Annotated in this window: 11 protein-coding genes; 6 read left to right on the forward strand and 5 right to left on the reverse strand. The window is 68.7% G+C overall.

Features of this window, described 5'->3' with window-relative positions; translation table 11 throughout:
* The first annotated feature begins 59 nt into the window (after positions 1–59).
* From OG622_RS00770 to OG622_RS00780, 3 genes are all read left to right on the forward strand, one after another.
* Positions 60–731, forward strand: coding sequence for a hypothetical protein (locus tag OG622_RS00770; RefSeq protein ID WP_371572328.1), 672 nt, complete (start codon positions 60–62; stop codon positions 729–731).
* Positions 732–1,124: 393 nt separating this feature from the next.
* Positions 1,125–1,412 carry a hypothetical protein gene (locus OG622_RS00775; RefSeq protein WP_371572329.1) on the forward strand — a complete coding sequence of 96 codons (288 nt, stop codon included), beginning with the start codon at positions 1,125–1,127 and terminating at the stop codon, positions 1,410–1,412.
* 508 nt (positions 1,413–1,920) lie between these two features.
* Positions 1,921–3,897, forward strand: a complete 1,977-nt coding sequence (locus OG622_RS00780; protein ID WP_371572332.1) for a glycoside hydrolase family 97 N-terminal domain-containing protein — start codon at positions 1,921–1,923, stop codon at positions 3,895–3,897.
* A 542-nt stretch (positions 3,898–4,439) separates the two neighbouring features.
* Here OG622_RS00780 and OG622_RS00785 read toward each other — a convergent pair.
* Positions 4,440–5,453: a hydroxyacid dehydrogenase gene (locus tag OG622_RS00785; RefSeq protein ID WP_371572333.1), complete on the reverse strand. Its 1,014-nt coding sequence runs from the start codon at positions 5,451–5,453 to the stop codon at positions 4,440–4,442.
* Between the two features lie 380 nt (positions 5,454–5,833).
* Between OG622_RS00785 and OG622_RS00790 the strand changes: the two genes are divergently transcribed.
* From OG622_RS00790 to OG622_RS00800, 3 genes are all read left to right on the forward strand, one after another.
* Positions 5,834–6,643, forward strand: coding sequence for a transposase family protein (locus OG622_RS00790; RefSeq protein WP_371572335.1), 810 nt, complete (start codon positions 5,834–5,836; stop codon positions 6,641–6,643).
* A 213-nt stretch (positions 6,644–6,856) separates the two neighbouring features.
* A complete protein-coding gene (locus tag OG622_RS00795; protein WP_159014965.1) occupies positions 6,857–7,606 on the forward strand; it encodes a DUF6585 family protein in 750 nt (249 codons plus the stop codon).
* Positions 7,607–7,681: 75 nt separating this feature from the next.
* Positions 7,682–8,488: an immunity 49 family protein gene (locus tag OG622_RS00800; RefSeq protein WP_371572337.1), complete on the forward strand. Its 807-nt coding sequence runs from the start codon at positions 7,682–7,684 to the stop codon at positions 8,486–8,488.
* Positions 8,489–9,035: 547 nt separating this feature from the next.
* On the opposite strand, the gene OG622_RS00805 is transcribed toward OG622_RS00800, so the two are convergent.
* From OG622_RS00805 to OG622_RS00820, 4 genes are all read right to left on the reverse strand, one after another.
* Complete coding sequence (locus OG622_RS00805) at positions 9,036–9,731, reverse strand: helicase associated domain-containing protein (protein WP_371572339.1); 696 nt, start codon at positions 9,729–9,731, stop codon at positions 9,036–9,038.
* Positions 9,732–9,931: 200 nt separating this feature from the next.
* The gene (locus OG622_RS00810) at positions 9,932–13,186 is read right to left on the reverse strand and encodes a S8 family serine peptidase (protein ID WP_371583969.1); all 3,255 of its coding nucleotides are present in this window, start codon (positions 13,184–13,186) and stop codon (positions 9,932–9,934) included.
* A gap of 960 nt (positions 13,187–14,146) precedes the next feature.
* Positions 14,147–14,710: a DUF6042 family protein gene (locus OG622_RS00815; protein ID WP_371572341.1), complete on the reverse strand. Its 564-nt coding sequence runs from the start codon at positions 14,708–14,710 to the stop codon at positions 14,147–14,149.
* A 201-nt stretch (positions 14,711–14,911) separates the two neighbouring features.
* The gene (locus tag OG622_RS00820) at positions 14,912–15,562 is read right to left on the reverse strand and encodes a hypothetical protein (RefSeq protein ID WP_371584463.1); all 651 of its coding nucleotides are present in this window, start codon (positions 15,560–15,562) and stop codon (positions 14,912–14,914) included.
* Between the last annotated feature and the right edge of the window lie 31 nt (positions 15,563–15,593).

Raw genomic sequence — 15,593 nt, forward strand, 5'->3', positions numbered from 1 at the left:
CTGCGGCAGAGACGCGGCGGGGTTGGCAGCGATGACTGCCGTTCCTAGGCTCGGCTGCCATGACGGTTCTGATCACCGTGTGGGGAGCATCTCCCGGAGTGGGCAAGTCGACGCTTTGCGCCGGCCTGTCCCGATGGCTTGCCGATGCGGGACTGCGGGTGGACCACTTCCGCGAGGAAGAGATCTTGACCAGGCCGCAGTTTGCCCCGGTGGCTGAGGAGTTCAAGGCGACCGGCGCCGTCGACCTGGGGACGTTGATCGCAACAACTGCCGAGTTCGTTGACGCGGTTCTGGCGACCGGCGATGACGTGGTGATCGCGGACGCCCTGATGCCGTTCGTGCCGACGCTGCTGGCCATGGGGCACGGCGAAGAGACGATCGATGCATTCATGACTGAGCTCACAGAGGTGCTCGCGCCGCTCTGCCCGGTCATGGTCTTTCTCGATGGGAACGCCGAAGCTGCATTGTCCCGAGCCGCCAGGAGAGAAGGGGAGCAGTGGCTGGACTGGTATGTCGAGAAGCTCGCCCGCTCCGAGGTAAGCCCTCCAGTGGCTGACGTCGCGTCGGCGGTGAAGTACCTGCTGCGCGAGCGTGCGGTGACGCTCGACACCGTCGGCCGGAAGAACTGGGGACTCGTTGTGATCGAACCAGCCGATGGACTGCCGCCTGATGACGTGCTGCGGGTCGCGCAGCGGGGCTTAAGGCCGTGGTTGGGCAGGCCCGCACCCTGAGTAGGACGGGCCTGGCAATGCGTAACTGCCGCACGCCGCCACGCCCGTAACGATCTACGGCTGGAGTACTAGATCTCGGTTGGCTTCGCAACCCCGAGCTACCAAGAGGCCCTGTTCCCATGCCCGGCACCGGCCGCGATCACCCGATCGAGACTCCCGTTCGACGCACACCCCTCAAGATCGGAACGACAACAGCTACTCACCCAGCTCTTCAGTCATGAGCGCCTCCCGGGTGCGAGCCAACCCTGCACGGCTCCCAGCCGTACACCTCTACCGCGCCGCGCTTGCCACGATCGTCTCCACTTCGTCCGAGCATCGGCTGTCCCACCTAGCTTCTCCGTGTCCCGGAGGCGCTTGCTGCTCCGGAGGACCTACACGACGGAGGAAAGCGACATGTCCCATCCCCTCAACCGGCGAAGCGTGACGCGTACCGCCGCAGCAGTCGGGACCAGCCTCGGGGCCCTCTCCTCCCCCGCAGCCGCAGCCACCGCCCGGGGCATGACGTCGCCGCACGACGCGGTCGATGTCGGCAAGGACCCGTACAAGGTGGCCGTGGTGACTGCGGCCCCGGTGGGGTTCGACCTGCGAGCCGGCGTCCACAAGGCCGTCGCCCTCATCCAGGAGGCGGCGCACAACGGTGCCCGGCTGGCCGCCTTCGGTGAACTGTCTGCAAGCACGTGAGCCGGACCACCTGGGCGCCGGAAGCCGGCGGGCCGATCGGGCGGGGTTGGTGCACGTCATCTCCAAGAGGGCTGATGCCAGCCCTATACCATCACGCTCCGGACCGACCTCTCGAAAGGTACATCCGTCGCATGATGGGCGGGTCAATGTCAGTCGCCCATGTGATCTCGCGTCAAGACGCGTGCTCGATTCTGTCGGTATCGAGCTTTCCTCCGAGCGGCATCGGTGCCGATTTGTCAGATTTTACGCTGGCTTCATAGGACGCGCACATATATAACGATGCCGGAACCTAACCGTCCAGCGATTGACCCTTTGAACGAGTAGGACGTACAACAGCCCAAGCGCGTCAGGAAACGTTAGTTCATGGTTCTTTTTGTTTGAGCAGCAGTGGGCTTCGGGCGTTGCGAGGACACGCCACCCCGCCTTCCGCCCGCGGCGCTCGCCGGGCCGACGCGACACTCTGCTCTCTTTTTCGTGCGATTCACTCAATGGAGAGGTGCGCCACGCCATGGAAATGTCAGGAAACCAGGACCAGCCGAACCGGCACCGGGCCGTCCCCTCGGGGGCGTTGTCCCGGCGGGGGCTCCTCAAGGGAGCGGCGGTCACGGCGGGTGCCGCTGCAGTGGGCTTCGCCACCATGGGCACGGCTGCCGCGGCGGACGCCTCGATGACCGCGACGTCGCCCGATGGCAAGAACAAGATCACGGCGTCTCTGGTGGGCGGGGTGCTCCAGTGGTCGGCCAAGCGCAGTGCCACGACCGTCATCGACACCTCGGTCCTGGGCCTGAAGCTGAGCAGCGGCACCACACTGGGCACCGGCAGCACGACGGTGACGAACTACCAGCACTGGACCAAGGACAGCACCTGGACCCCGGTCTTCGGCCGCAACGCCGCGATCCGGGACTACTACCAGGAGATGCGCTGGAACCTCCAGGACAGCACCAGCGGCGTCAACTTCAGCGTCCAGCTCCGCGCCTACAACACCGGCGTCGCGCTGCGCTACGTCCTGCTCGACACCGGCAGCGCCACCATCTCCGACGAGCTCACCACCTGGGCCTTCCCCGACAACACCACGGTCTACAGCGCCCGCGACGAGGCCGCCTACACCGCGAGCGCGCCGGACGCCATCCCGTACACCGGCACCTCCAGCACCGACTACGGCTACCTGAGCGACCTGCCGCTGCTGGCCTCCCTGGACAGCGGGCTCTTCGCCACCATCTGCGAGTCCTCCCGTGTGAACTACCCGCGCTCGATGCTCAGCTCGGTCACCGGTGAGAGCAACACGCTCAAGACCTACCTGATGCAGAAGTCCGCCCGCTCCTCCGGCACGACGCAGACCACCTCGACCGTCACCACGCCCTTCGCCACACCGTGGCGGGTGCTGGTGCTCGGCTCCGAGGAGGCTGACCTGATCGACAACGCCGAACTGGTGCTGAATCTGGCCCCGCCCTGCGCCCTGTCGGACACCTCCTGGATCAAGCCCGGCAAGGTCTTCCGCTGCGAACTGACCACCGCCGCCGGCACCGAGGGCGTGGACTTCGCCGTCGCCCGCAACCTCGACTACATCGAGTACGACGCGGGATGGTATGGACCGGAGTTCACCACGACCGACGCCAGCGCCTCGATCTCGGCCATCAATCTGACGACGGTGATCGACTACGCCACGGCCAACGGCATCGGTGTCTTCCTCTACGTCAACCGCATCGCCCTGACGGCCCCGGACACGCTCTTCGCCCTCTACAAGAGCTGGGGCGTGGCCGGCATCAAACTGGGCTTCATCAACGACGGCACCCAGACCATGACCAACCAGATCATCACCTGGGCCAAGACCGCCGCCAAGTACAACCTGCTGATAGACATGCATGACGACGTCCGGTCGTGGGGCTACGAGCGCACCTACCCCAACTGGATCAGCCTGGAAGGCGTCCGGGGCAACGAGCAGTTCCCGACCGCCACCAACAACGTTCTGCTGCCACTGGCCCGCAACGTAGGCGGCCCGATGGACTACACCATCTGCTACGGCCAGTCCCGCGACCAGACCACCAACAACCACCAGATGGCGATGGCCGCCGTCTACTACCAGCCGCTGAACTTCCTCTATTGGTACTCCAAGCCATCCGCCTACGCCACCACCGCCAACTGGCCCGGCCTGGCCTGGTTCGGCGCCATCCCCACCACCTGGGACGAGAGCACGGCCGTCGCGGCTTCCATCGGCGAGTACGTCGCGGTCGCCCGCCGCAGCGGAACCACCTGGTTCCTCGGGGCAATGAACAACGAGACCGCGCGCACCCTGCCGCTCCCGCTGGACTTCCTCGACAGCGGCACGAGCTACACCGCCACCGTCTACGCCGACGGAACGGCCGGAAGCACCCCGTCAGCGACCCCCACCGTGGTCAGCACCCAGACGGTCACCTCGGCCACCACACTGAACGTGACCATGACCAGCGCCGGCGGACAGGCGATCATCCTGACACCGGCCAGCTGATCCCCCGGGCGAACCCGGTCCCGGCAGGCCCGTGGCGCCACCGCCCGAGCAATCAGGTCGCGGCGCCACGGCTGTCCAGCCGTACACAGCGAGTGCCTCAGGCGGAAAGCTCCGTCGGACCTGACGGCTGACGTCAGAGTGTCGGTATCCGCCAATCTCTGCCAGGGCAACTGAGCGTAGCCGCAGCTTGTGGCACCGGCTGAACTTCAACCGACACCGATGGGAGCGTCCCTCGGAAAAAACCCATCGCCCTAGATCTCCGGTAGTTGCGGATTGCTGGAGATCAGTGCCTGTAGTCGGCCCGTCTCCTTCGGGAGTGACCTCGGACCCTGGTGTCGCGCGATGCACCGAGCATCACTGCACAGTGTCGCCGTTGGCATGACGCCACGCCCGAGGCCGTTCCCGGCTCGGGGCTGGTGTTGGTGCGGGTGCAGGGCGTCGGCGTCAGCCTGGTCGACGGGTATGTCGTCGCCGGGCGTTGGACGTCGGTTGACCTCGGCCGTCCCTTCGTCGTCCCGGCCGGATCAGGCCGGGACGACGTTTCACGCGCTGATCGCGAGCTCCCCACGCCGGACGCCGTGCGAGAGCGGCAGCCCGGCGGCGAGCCGTTCCAGTTCCTCCACGACGGTGTCGCCCAGGCGGGCCAGTTCGTTGCCGAGGGAGCCCGCGATGTGCGGGGTGAGGAAGACGTTGGGCAGGCGGTAGAGGGGGGAGTCCGCGGGCAGTGGCTCCGGTTCGGTGACGTCGAGGACCGCGCTGATCCGGCCGCCGGCGAGTTCGTGGGTGAGGGCCTCGGGGTCCACGAGGGCGCCGCGCGAGGTGTTGATCAGTACGCCGCCGTCGGGGATCAGGGCCAGCCGTTCGCGACTGAGCATCCGGTGGGTCTCCGGGGTGTCGGGCGCGTGGACGCTGACGATGTCGCTGGTGCGCAGCAGTTCGTCGAGAGGCAGTGAAACCGCACCGAGCGCCGCCGCCCCGGCCTCGTCCACGTACGGGTCGTACAGGCCCACCGAGAGGTCGAAGGGTCGCAGCAGTTCCAGCACGCGGCGGCCCACACGTGACGCGCCGATGACCCCGATCCGTCGGCCGAGGTTGCCGATGGCCGCGTACGCGCCCAGCGCGGGGTAGACGTGTTCGGTCCGGAAGCGCTCACGGAGCCCGAAGGCGTCCTTGCCGGCGAAGAGGATCGCGGCGAGGGTGTATTCGGCCACGGGAAGCGCGTTGGCCCGGGCGGCACTGGAGACGGTGAGTCCGCGTTCCCAGACGGCCTCGCCGATCAGGCTGCGTACGCTGCCGGCCGCGTGCAGAACGGCCCGCAGCCGGGGCGCCGCGTCCAGCACCTCCGCGCCGATGTGCGGACAGCCCCAGCCGGTGATCAGCACCTCGGCCCGCGCCAGTGCACGGACGGCCGCCGGATCGGTGAAGTCCCGGACGACGAGAGCGGGATCGATCGTCACGAGCTGCCGTAGCCGCGTCATGAGCGGGGCCGGAAAGAGCTCCGGCAGATGCACCGGGTCCATGGCGAACACGGCGGGTGGAAGCAATTGCGGGGGCATGGCGCTCCTGCTGGGACACGAGGATGAGGACGAGGCCGAAGAGGACCTAGGGAGAGTAAACGGTTTCTACGCTAGAGAGCCATCATCCCTCAGGTCAATGGCCGGATGCGGGATACCACTCGCGCGGGTTCAGGGCTCACCCCCAGTGACAATGCCTGGAAAAAAGCAGGTCGACTCGGTAGCCGGGTAACGCTGTTGAAAGTTAGACGAAACAAACCGGCCTGGCCCTCTTGTGGTTTCGGCCACTCACGCCCACGGTCCCACAACAACCGGTTACTACTCCTCGGGAAGCGCCACCGCGTTCCTGCCTTCCCTGCCTCACCGCTGACCGCGCCAGTTCCCCCACCCCAAGCGCCGTCCTGTCCGTCCGTGGAGGACCGATGTCCCAGTTCCGTGCCAGAGCCCTCGCCGCAGCGGCTGCCGCGGCATCCCTGTCCCTCCTGCTGGCCGCCTGCGGGGGCGGCGACTCCGAATCCGACTCCGCCACCGAGGCCACCAAGGGCAAGGTCACCCTGGAGTTCTGGAGCTGGACCGACGGCATCGAGGCCCAGACCAAGGTGTGGAACAAGGAGCACCCCGATACACAGGTCAAGTTCGTCAACCCCGCGGGTGAGACGGCCTACCAGAAGCTGCGCGCCGCGGTGAACGCCGGCACCGCCCCCTGTCTGTCGATCGCCCGCAGCGGCGGAATCGTGGTCCTGCTGGACGGCACCATCGTCCGCACCCGCCGTCGCACCGGGGCGGACAACCGGAAGAACTTCTCCGGCAAGCACAAAGCCCATGGCCTGCTGTTTCTCGCTCTGACGGACGAGAAGGGCAACCTGATCCGGATCTCCGCGGCCAAACCCGGCCGCTCCAGCGAGATCACCGCCGCCCGCCACAACAAAATCACCGGCCATCTGCGCGAGGCCGGACTCGGAGCCCTGGCCGACCTCGGCTTCGTCGGCCTGGACGACGACCCCGACGACCCGGTGATCATCACCGGCCGCAAGGCCACCCGCAACCACCGCCTCACCGACTCCGAGAAGGAAGCGAACCGCCTGCTCAACCGCGAACGCGCCGCCGTCGAGCACGGCTTCGCGAACCTGAAGTCCTGGCGCTTTCTCACCAAGGTCCGCATGAACGCCCGGCACGCGACCACCCTCCTGCGCGCCCTGCTCGTCCTGGCGAACACCGAAGTCCACAGGTGACAGACGATCTCCCGCGGAAGATCACGCCCCTGACCGGAGCGAGCACGTCACCGCGGGCCCACACCAGTCCCCGTGACCTGCAGAATCAGGATGAAAACATCTCACTGACAGTGGGCCCACAGGCGTGGGGCGTGGCCGTGGTCGGAAGATACGTAACCGATCTACGTAGACTCACGGTTGTCACGCGTGGACGCGGACTGGAGGCTCGTCCTCATGACTCCAGTCACCCCCGTGTCTCCCGAGGTCGCCGACCTGGCCGCCCGGCATCGGCTAGGGCCGGTCCAGGGCGTGTTCGCGCCGAAGCGCCTCCGTCGCGCGGTGTTCGCCGCCCATGTCTTCAACTGCCTCATGCTCATGCCGTTCTTCCTGGTCCCCGGGCTGTTGTACTACTGGTTCTGGATGCGCCGTTTCCCCGACTTCAGCCGGAAGCGGGCCGCCCAGCGGCTGCACCTGTTCGAGGAGGGGCTGGTCGTGCACCCGCCGTCCGGCGGCGAGCCGGTCGCCCTGCGTTGGGACTCCCTGCGCCTCCAGCAGGAGATCACCCAGCTGATCGTCTACGGCCGCCCCCACCCGACCAGATACGTCTACTCGGCAAGCGCCCCCGGCCAGGGGTCGGTGCGGATCACGGAGTTCTATGAGGATCCCGACGCCTGGGGTCCCTGGATGCAGGACGCGGTGGTGCGCGCGCAGGAAGCGGCCGTGCTGGAGATGCTCCGCGAGGGCGGCACGGTCCGGTTCGGAGCGCTCTCGCTCTCCCGCACGGCCGTGTCAGCCCCCGGGAAGGGCAGCCTGCCCTGGCCGAAGGTCCGGGAGGTCCAGGCCTCGGGCTTCCTGGTCCGCATCATGACCACCGGCTCCTCGAGCGACCCTGTCCGCTGGTCCCACCACCCGGCCAAGGACATCACGAACCTGCACTTGTTCCTGGCGGTCGCCCACAACCTGCGCGAGCAGTCCGCCGCCTGATACTCCAGCCGGACTTCTGTGTTCCTCCTGGTCAAACCGCTTGGTGGAGGGGAGCGTAGCGGGGGTGTGGCATGGGTGGGACGCATCGCCACCGGAGAGAAGGCCGACGGCGCGCTCCGCGCGAAGGGCGTCTGCCAGACGCAAGCCGAGGCCCGCACCCGGGAAGCCCAGAAGACGCCCCTGACGGACGATCACGTGCTACCGATCTCTACCCTGCCCAGCACGAGTACCCCAACGAGACGGCACACCAGCCCCGCCGACCAGCAGAAATCAGGATGGCGGGTCCTCAATGATGAGCTTCACTACGAGGAGAGATGGGAGCCGCCCCGTCCGGCGACCACGGCGCGGACGTGGATCGATGCGTTCGCGTGGTGTGTGATCAGCGGCCTGACAGGGGAGCGGGACCGGGTGATCGGTGCTGTGCTGCGCAAGGACTGCGCGCCTGCTATCCGCGATGGCGTGCCGTATTCGACGCGGGAGTCCGTATCGACCCCGGCCGACCTGGCCGAGATGGACGCGCTGTGCGGCTACCTGACCGTCGTGCACGGACCCCGTCCCGGTGCGCTGCCCGGTCCGGCGCCGCTGGGCAAGCCCGACGCCGCCGCGCGGGCGCGTACGGCCGGGCGGCTGGACGCGGCCGGGGCACTGACGCCGGACCAGCAGCTGTTGCGCGTCCTGCTCGACGACGACCAGGGCACGTTCGAACAGGCGCTGGGAGAACGGCTCGTGGCCTACCGCGAGAACGCCAGGCCCGACCCCGTCCCCCGGAGCCTGCTGCCGGTGGGAGCCCTCACCCTGGCCGCGCTCGCTACTCAGACACACGGCTGGGAGCTGGGCATCCGGTCCCCCTACCTGCCCGAGTCGCTGATACGCCAACACTGACCGGGCGCAGCACTCACCACTGCCGCCCAACCCGGGAACAGGTGAACGGCTGGCACCACCAGCGGCTGTCGATGCGGATGGCCGAGGTGCAGCAACGTGGACAGGAACCAGCCCGTTCGGACTCTGGGAGTGCGCAACTATGTACGGCCTTCTGCCTGTTGTTGCCGTTGTCTCCTGCTTTGCCCCGGGCGCTCAGCCGGGATAGCGGCGCACCGGAGGGCGGAGCGCTGCCTCGCCTCCCGCACCCCCGGGCCGCGGCCCTCGTCGACGCCGTCCGTCCACTGCCCCGGCGGCAGACCCCCAACGGCGACTGGCGCTTCGGGGTCACCAGGGTCGGCGGAACCCCGGTACCGTGCGCCCTGGCCGATGTCCCCGTACCGGACGGCACCCGCCCGGCCCTCTCCTGGCCGTGACCCCACTGTGTGCCGGGGCGGGAAAGTGCCGGGCGGCATGCACCTGCTCCGCTTCACCCTGCAGCCCGGCCAGTTGCCCGCGCGGACCTTACCGCTCCGCCCCGGCCGCACCCTGTGGGCCCGCAGGACAGCGCTCACACAAGGGCGGCCGGAGTGGCGGTCTCGTCCGTCCAGTCGCCGTCGAACAGGGCGGCGACCAGGTGTACGTGTTCATCGGGTAGTTGGCCTGAGCAGTGCTTGGTGCGGGTCTTGGCGAGCCAGGCGCCGATCCTGACGGTGTCGCCGTCGACGCGGATGCTGTCGCGGGCGGCGGGGGCGCGGCCTTCGCGGTGGAGGAAGAGTTCCAGGAGCTGGACGGTCTCCTCGAAGCTGCGGCGGGTGCGGCGTACGGGGGTGAGCGGGTTGCGTTCAGGGGTGAGGCCGAGGGAGGCCAGCAGGTGGTGCTGGCCGGGGTGGAGGGTGTGCCAGGTGGTGAGCTGGCGGTGCAGCCAGGAGCCGATCTTCACGCCGGCCAAAAGAATGTCGCGGGTGAGGGCGGCAGGGTCGGCGCCGGTGGCGAGGTGGGCGCGCGGCAGGCCATATTTGCGGTGCCAGTCCGCGCCGTGGGGCAGGCGCCAGTCGGGGGCGAGGGCGTTGAGGGCGTCGGCGCGCTGCGCGGCGAGTTCCTGGCGCATGGTGGTGATGAAGGTGCCCAGCCGGTATCCGGTGGGGTCGATGTGGTCGGCGGGGACGTCGAGGTGGCCGTACTGGTCGCGATAGGACTGGGCGGCGGCCAGGCGGCGGGAGCGGGAGACCGCCGCCTCGCGGGGGTCGAAAGAGGCCAGGTCCATATCAGCGGGGGCGGACGCGACCCGCTCCGGCACGAGGGCTTCGACACCGTCGGGGTGAGGGCCACCCCCTCGGTCGCGAACGGCGAGGTGGCCCCGCATCAGCGCGCCCGCTCGTCAGGCCCGGTCCTCCACGTGCCCGCAGACGCGGACGGCCCGTCGGAAGCCGAAGCTTCCGACGGGCCGCGCGCGTGCGCTACCGCTTACTTGCCGTAGTACGCGTTGTAGATCGAGATCGTCGACTTGTTGCCCTTCTTGTCGGCGATCTTGGCGCGGAAGGAGATGGCCTTCCCCTTCGCCGGGTTCTTGACGCTCACCTTGCCGTCCTTGACGGTGAGCTTCTTCCAGGTCTTGCCGTAGTCGTACGACGCGTACACCGACAGCGACTTCAGGTTGCTGCCCTTGGCCGCGCCCTCGACGGTGACCGGGACCTTGACGGTCTTGTCGGCCGGGACCTTGCTGTCCAGGCCCGTGGTCGCGAGGAAGCGGGCCGTGGAGACGGGCAGCTTCGTGATGCCGTTGGTCTTCTTCGAGCTGAACGTCCAGCTGGCGTCGACGCGGGTGGATGCAGCGGCGACCTTGGCGCTGCGCTTGACCGACGTCGTCAGCTTGTACTCGGCCTCACCGGCCGGGACCTTGAACTGCTTGTCCCCGAACAGCGGGTCGTCGTTGCTGCCGACCCTGGTGCCGTTGCGGTACAGGGTCGTGTTGACCGACGAGAACTTGGACCAGCCCACGTTGCCCTTGCCGTCGGCGAACAGCGGCAGGGAACCGTAGATCTGGTTGCCCTCACGGATGACACCGAAGTCGCTGGTCAGGTGCGGTCCGAAGACGGCTGTGTTGACGGTCTGCGAGTAGCTCTTGCCGGCGGCGAACTTGTGCGTGCCCAGCGTGTAGGCGGCATCGTCGATCGGGAAGCCGTCCGCGTCCACGCCGCCGTACTGGTTGAACTCCAGCTGCCACTTCACGCCGCCCTGGGCGGACAGGTGGAGCGTGCGCGTACCGGGCAGGGTCTGCGGCATGCCGATCGAGGAGGCGCTGGAGCTCCACGGCATCCAGCCCACCGCATTGATCGCGCCCTTCTTGCCGCTCGCCGAGGCGCCGAGGCCGGCCTTCACCGTGGCGAGCTCACTCGTCTTGTAGTGCTTGGTGAAACCGGTGGCGAGCTGCTTGACCGGACCGCCGGCGATGACGTCGTACTCCTCCTTGTCGCCCTTGGACCAGTGGCCGTCCCACTGTTGGGTCAGCGAACCGTCGGTGATCTGCGGGCCGACGTGGGCGGTGCGGAAGTTGTCGTACGAGTCCAGCCACCAGCCGTAGACGTACGTGTTGTCACCGGCTTCCACCGTGTAGTCGGCCGAGGCGAACTCCGACTTGACGCCCGTGGCCGGAACGGTGATGTCCACCGGCTTGGCCTTGCGGGCGTCCAGCGTGATCGTCGTGTTCTTGCCGACGTTCAGCTTGGGCTGGGCGAGCCAGTCTGCGCCCTCGAACTTCTCCGGGTCGTCGCCCGCGTAGACGCTCGTGTTGAGGATGTAGGTGCCCTTGGGGACACGGGCGGTGACGGTGCCGTCCTCGTCGTACGGCATGGCCCCCTTGCCCTTGCCCAGGCCCGCGATCCCGGTCAGGTCGGCGCTGTAGTACTTCGCCGCCTTGCCGTCGCGGTCCAAGAACTTCAGGGTGACGTCGTACGACTCGACCTCGCGCTGGACCGCCGCGGCCGTGCGGACGGTCTGACCGCTGCCCGTCGCCGTCACATACGCCGAGTACGCGCCGTCGAGCGTGCCGCCGAGCTTGGTGTCGACGGTGAACGGCACGGAGGCCTTGCCGCCGGCCGGGACCGTCACCGAGGTGGCGCCGAGCTTGAAGAAGCCGGCCGGGACGGCCTGCCCCTTCGGGTTGGTGGCTGTCGACGTCAGCTTCAGCGTGACGTCCGTCGTGCCGAGGTTGCGGTACGTCAGTTCCTTGGTGACCGGCTTGTCGTCGGTGTGCGGCCACTGCTGCACACCGAAGCTCACCGAGACCGGCTCGGCGATCACGGACTGTTTGATGGCCTTGTCGACCTGGATGCGGCCCGAACCCTGCTGGAATGGGGTGTACTTGCCGCCCTTGGTGGAGCCGGTGAGGGCGCCCTTCAGTTCGGCGTACTTCCAGGCCGGGTGCTGCTGCTTGAGGATCGCCGCCGCGCCCGCGACATGCGGGGTCGCCATCGACGTGCCGGAGATCGTCATGTAGCCGGCCGGCTTCTCGCCGACGTCCTGGGCTATCAGGTTGCCCGGGGCGGAGGCCGCGGTGATGTCCACGCCGGGCGCGGTCACGTCGGGCTTGAGGGCGCCGTCCATGCCGGGGCCGCGACTGGAGAAGTCGGCCAGCTTGTCCTTGTCGTCGACCGCGCCGACGGTCAGGGCCGCGGCGGCGCTGCCCGGGGAGCCGACGGTCTGCTCGCCGAAGTGGCCCTCGTTGCCGGCCGCGATGGCGAACAGGATGCCCTTCTCCTCGGACAGCTTGTTCACCGCCGCTTCCAGCGGGTCGATCGCGGGCGTGTCGCCGCCGGCCAGGCTCAGGTTGACGACGTCGGCGCCCTCGGAGGCGGCCCACTCCATGCCGGCGAGGATCTCGGAGTCGCTGCCGAATCCGCCGTCGTCGAGGACCTTGCCGTTGAGGATCTTGGCGCCGGGCGCGACGCCCTTGTACTTGCCGCCGGACTTCTTGCCGGTGCCGGCCGCGATAGAGGCGACATGCGTGCCGTGGCCGACCTTGTCAGTGGCGTCGGGCGCGGTGGTGAAGTTCTTGGCGCCGATCACCTGACCCTTGAGGTCGTCGTGGGTGGCGTCGACACCGGTGTCCAGGACGGCGATCTTGACGCCCTTGCCGTCGTAACCGGCCGACCACGCCTTGGGCGCGCCGATCTGCGGGACGGACTTGTCGAGGCTGGCCTTGCGGACGCCGTCGAGCCAGACGTGCGCGATACCGGAGGCGGTGTTCTCGCCGTTGGTGAGCGCGTCCCAGAGCTCGGGTGTGTCCTTCTGCGGTGTCTGCACCGCGTCCGCGTTCACGGACTTCAGCGTGTGGCTCAGGGTGCCCGCGTCGCGGACGTCGGCCTTGGTGGCCGCTGCGCTGCCGCGGTAGCCGACGATGACCTTCAGGCCCTTCTTCTGGGCCTTGCGGATGGTGGACTTGTTCAACTCGGTGACGTCGAAGAGCCGCTGGTCCAGCTTGCCGGTGGCGACCAGGCGGGCCGCGTCGGCCGGGATGGCGAGGGTGTGGCCGTCGAGCTTGCGGATCTGGACGGGGACGTGTTCCCGGCCCTTGGCGTGCTCCAGGCCGATGACACGGCCCTTGGCGTCCAGGACGACCCGGTCGCCGGTGATCAGTGTGACGCGGTGCTTGGCGGTCAGGGACACCGGCTTGGCGGCCGCTGCCGCCTGCTCGCCTGTGGCCGACGCCGGGCTGGTCATGCCCGCCGCCAGAGCCACGGCCGCCGCGGTGGCGACTGTGGCGGCGTACGCCCTTTTCACTTGTCTGCGCAAGTTTCCCCCTTGCAGAAGAACCGGGTGAATTCCCCGTTCACCCGGCCGGGGGTGGTCTCGTACGCATGCCCGTACGCCCCCCGGAACACGGAGTATGCCGAGGGGTGATCAGGTGCTCAATAGACGAGAAGAAGGCAAGAATTCCGTCGGCCGACTGTTACACGGCCGTCGGAACTCCGTTACAGGGTCGGGGGGTTACGCACGCGTGTTCTCCTTGACGCTGATCCGGCCGCAGCTGAGACCGAAAAGGCCGCCCCCGCCGCTGCCCCGGCGGCTGCTGCCGCACCGGCCGCCGGGGCACGTGCGCATGCCGCCCGGGCACCGCAGACCTCGCGCCGCCCGGGCACGAAGAAAGCCGCCCCCGCGGGCACGCCGGTACCCCGGGCCCGCGCCGAGATGCAGGCCCTCGGCGTCCGCCACGTCCACGTCAGCCAGGTGCGGGCGGTCGGCAACACGGCGGGCAGCAGCGTGTGCGGCGCCGCCCAGGTGTAGCGCGCCACGCCATGGCGCACCGTCCACGCGGGTACCCATCGTCGGTTGCAACCGCCCGGCTCCCGGGCAGCCGGGCCGCCGGAGTGCGGGCAGCCGCAGGCCTCCCGTGGAGAGCCGGGAGGCGTGGCGGGTCCTGCCGTCAGCGACGGCAGGACCCGGCAGAGGGGCAACCTCACCCGGGGGTGGCTCGGTGCCCACCCTCACACCATGCACCCAAACCAGCCACAGCAACAGACCGTGGCTGAAAAACGCCAACGTCCGTATCCGAGACGGGCGGAGCAGGCCCCCGCGGTCAGTCGCGGCGGCCGGCTCCTCGCAGCGACAGCCCGCCGTGCGGCTGCGCTTCTTCCTTGCTGTCCGGGGGTATTGCACAGTTCAGTGGTGCGGTGGGCCCTCTCACTCTCCCGCCGTCGGCTCAGCTCCCACCAACGCGATCCGTGTCGCGTGGAGGTGGTCCCAGTCCATGACCAGGCGGAATCGTCGATGCGTCTTCAGTCGCTCCGCGTCGGCCAGCTCCTGGCCTCGGTACACCAGGGCGTCACCGGCCTGGACGAGGTCCGTAACGGCGATACGGACGTCGTCGGCCCCCTGGCCGGTGGCGGCCGCCAGGCGGTCCAGGGAGGTCAGTACCTCCTGCGGTTCATCCAGATCATCGACCAGATAGTTCATGAACCTGTCGACGAGCGGGCCGGTGCGCAGCGTCCACCGGATGTGGTCGAGCCGTTTGGTGAGGTCGGCGTCCAGCGGCAGCAGGTCGCCAGGCAACGGCAGTGCGACGGGCATCGACCACCGGGTGCCGGTCGGTGTCTCCTCCCGGCGAGCCAGACCCCACGTCAGGTAGAGCTCGGACAGATCCCGCACTGTCGTGGGTACCGGGAAGCCGGCGGCCGTAAGCAGCGCTCCGAACTTCTCCATCGCCATGTCCGAGCGCGGCCCGGGTACGGACGGGTTGTCGATCATCCGGTCAGCTCCTCCTGAAAACAGCCCACGCTCGCAGCGTATGTACTGCGTTCCATGTCTATCGCACAGGCAAGGAGGAATGGGGCACGCGAGTTGCGATGTCAGAGGTGGTGGAAGGCAGAACGCACGTCGGAGTGCTCGAAGGCAATCCTGTGCAGACCGCCTTGGCCCGCGGCCATTCCGGCTGGGGTGTCGGGGAGTTCATGTGTCCAGGTCCCCGCGACGCCGTGCACTTCCCCTGATCTCCGCGCCCACTCCCAGCCCCTCTGCCGTCCGCCGAACGTCAGTCCCACTGTGGTCGTGGCGAGAAGGCGGACGGCTCATGTGACTGGAGTGGGGGCGGAGACGGGGCGTGCCCCGAGCAGGAGGGCGCACCCGGCGGCGGCCAGGAGGGGCAGGGTGAAGTGGCCGCCGAGGGGGCCTGCCAGGGCGGGTGCCGCCGGCCAGGCCCAGCCGCATCGCGCTGGATATCCAGCCGACTGCTTCGGTGGAGGTGCCCGGCGGGGTGAGTGAGGTGACGGTCAGGCTGGCCACGGTCAGCAGGGGGACGAACAAGGCGTCGGGCAGCATCGCCAGGGCGAGGAGGGCCAGGGGCGGGAGCGGGGCGAGCAGGGGGAGCCAGCAGGCCGCGAAGGCTGCTCCCAGCAGCAGGAGGTGACGGGGTTTCGGGCCGGTTGCGGGCTGGAAGCGGGCGAACAGGATGCCGCCGAGCAGTCCCGCGGCGGAGAACGTCGCAGGCAGCGCGCCTGCCAGCCAGGAGGCGTGCTGGCGGTCGGCGATGGCGATGGCGGCGACGTCGAGGGCGCCGATCGTGGCGCCCAGGAAGGCCAGTGCGGTGAGCAGGGGCCGCATGGCGGGGGCGCAGCACACTGAGCCGGCCGGG

This window comes from Streptomyces sp. NBC_01314 (genome assembly GCF_041435215.1).
Taxonomy (GTDB): domain Bacteria; phylum Actinomycetota; class Actinomycetes; order Streptomycetales; family Streptomycetaceae; genus Streptomyces.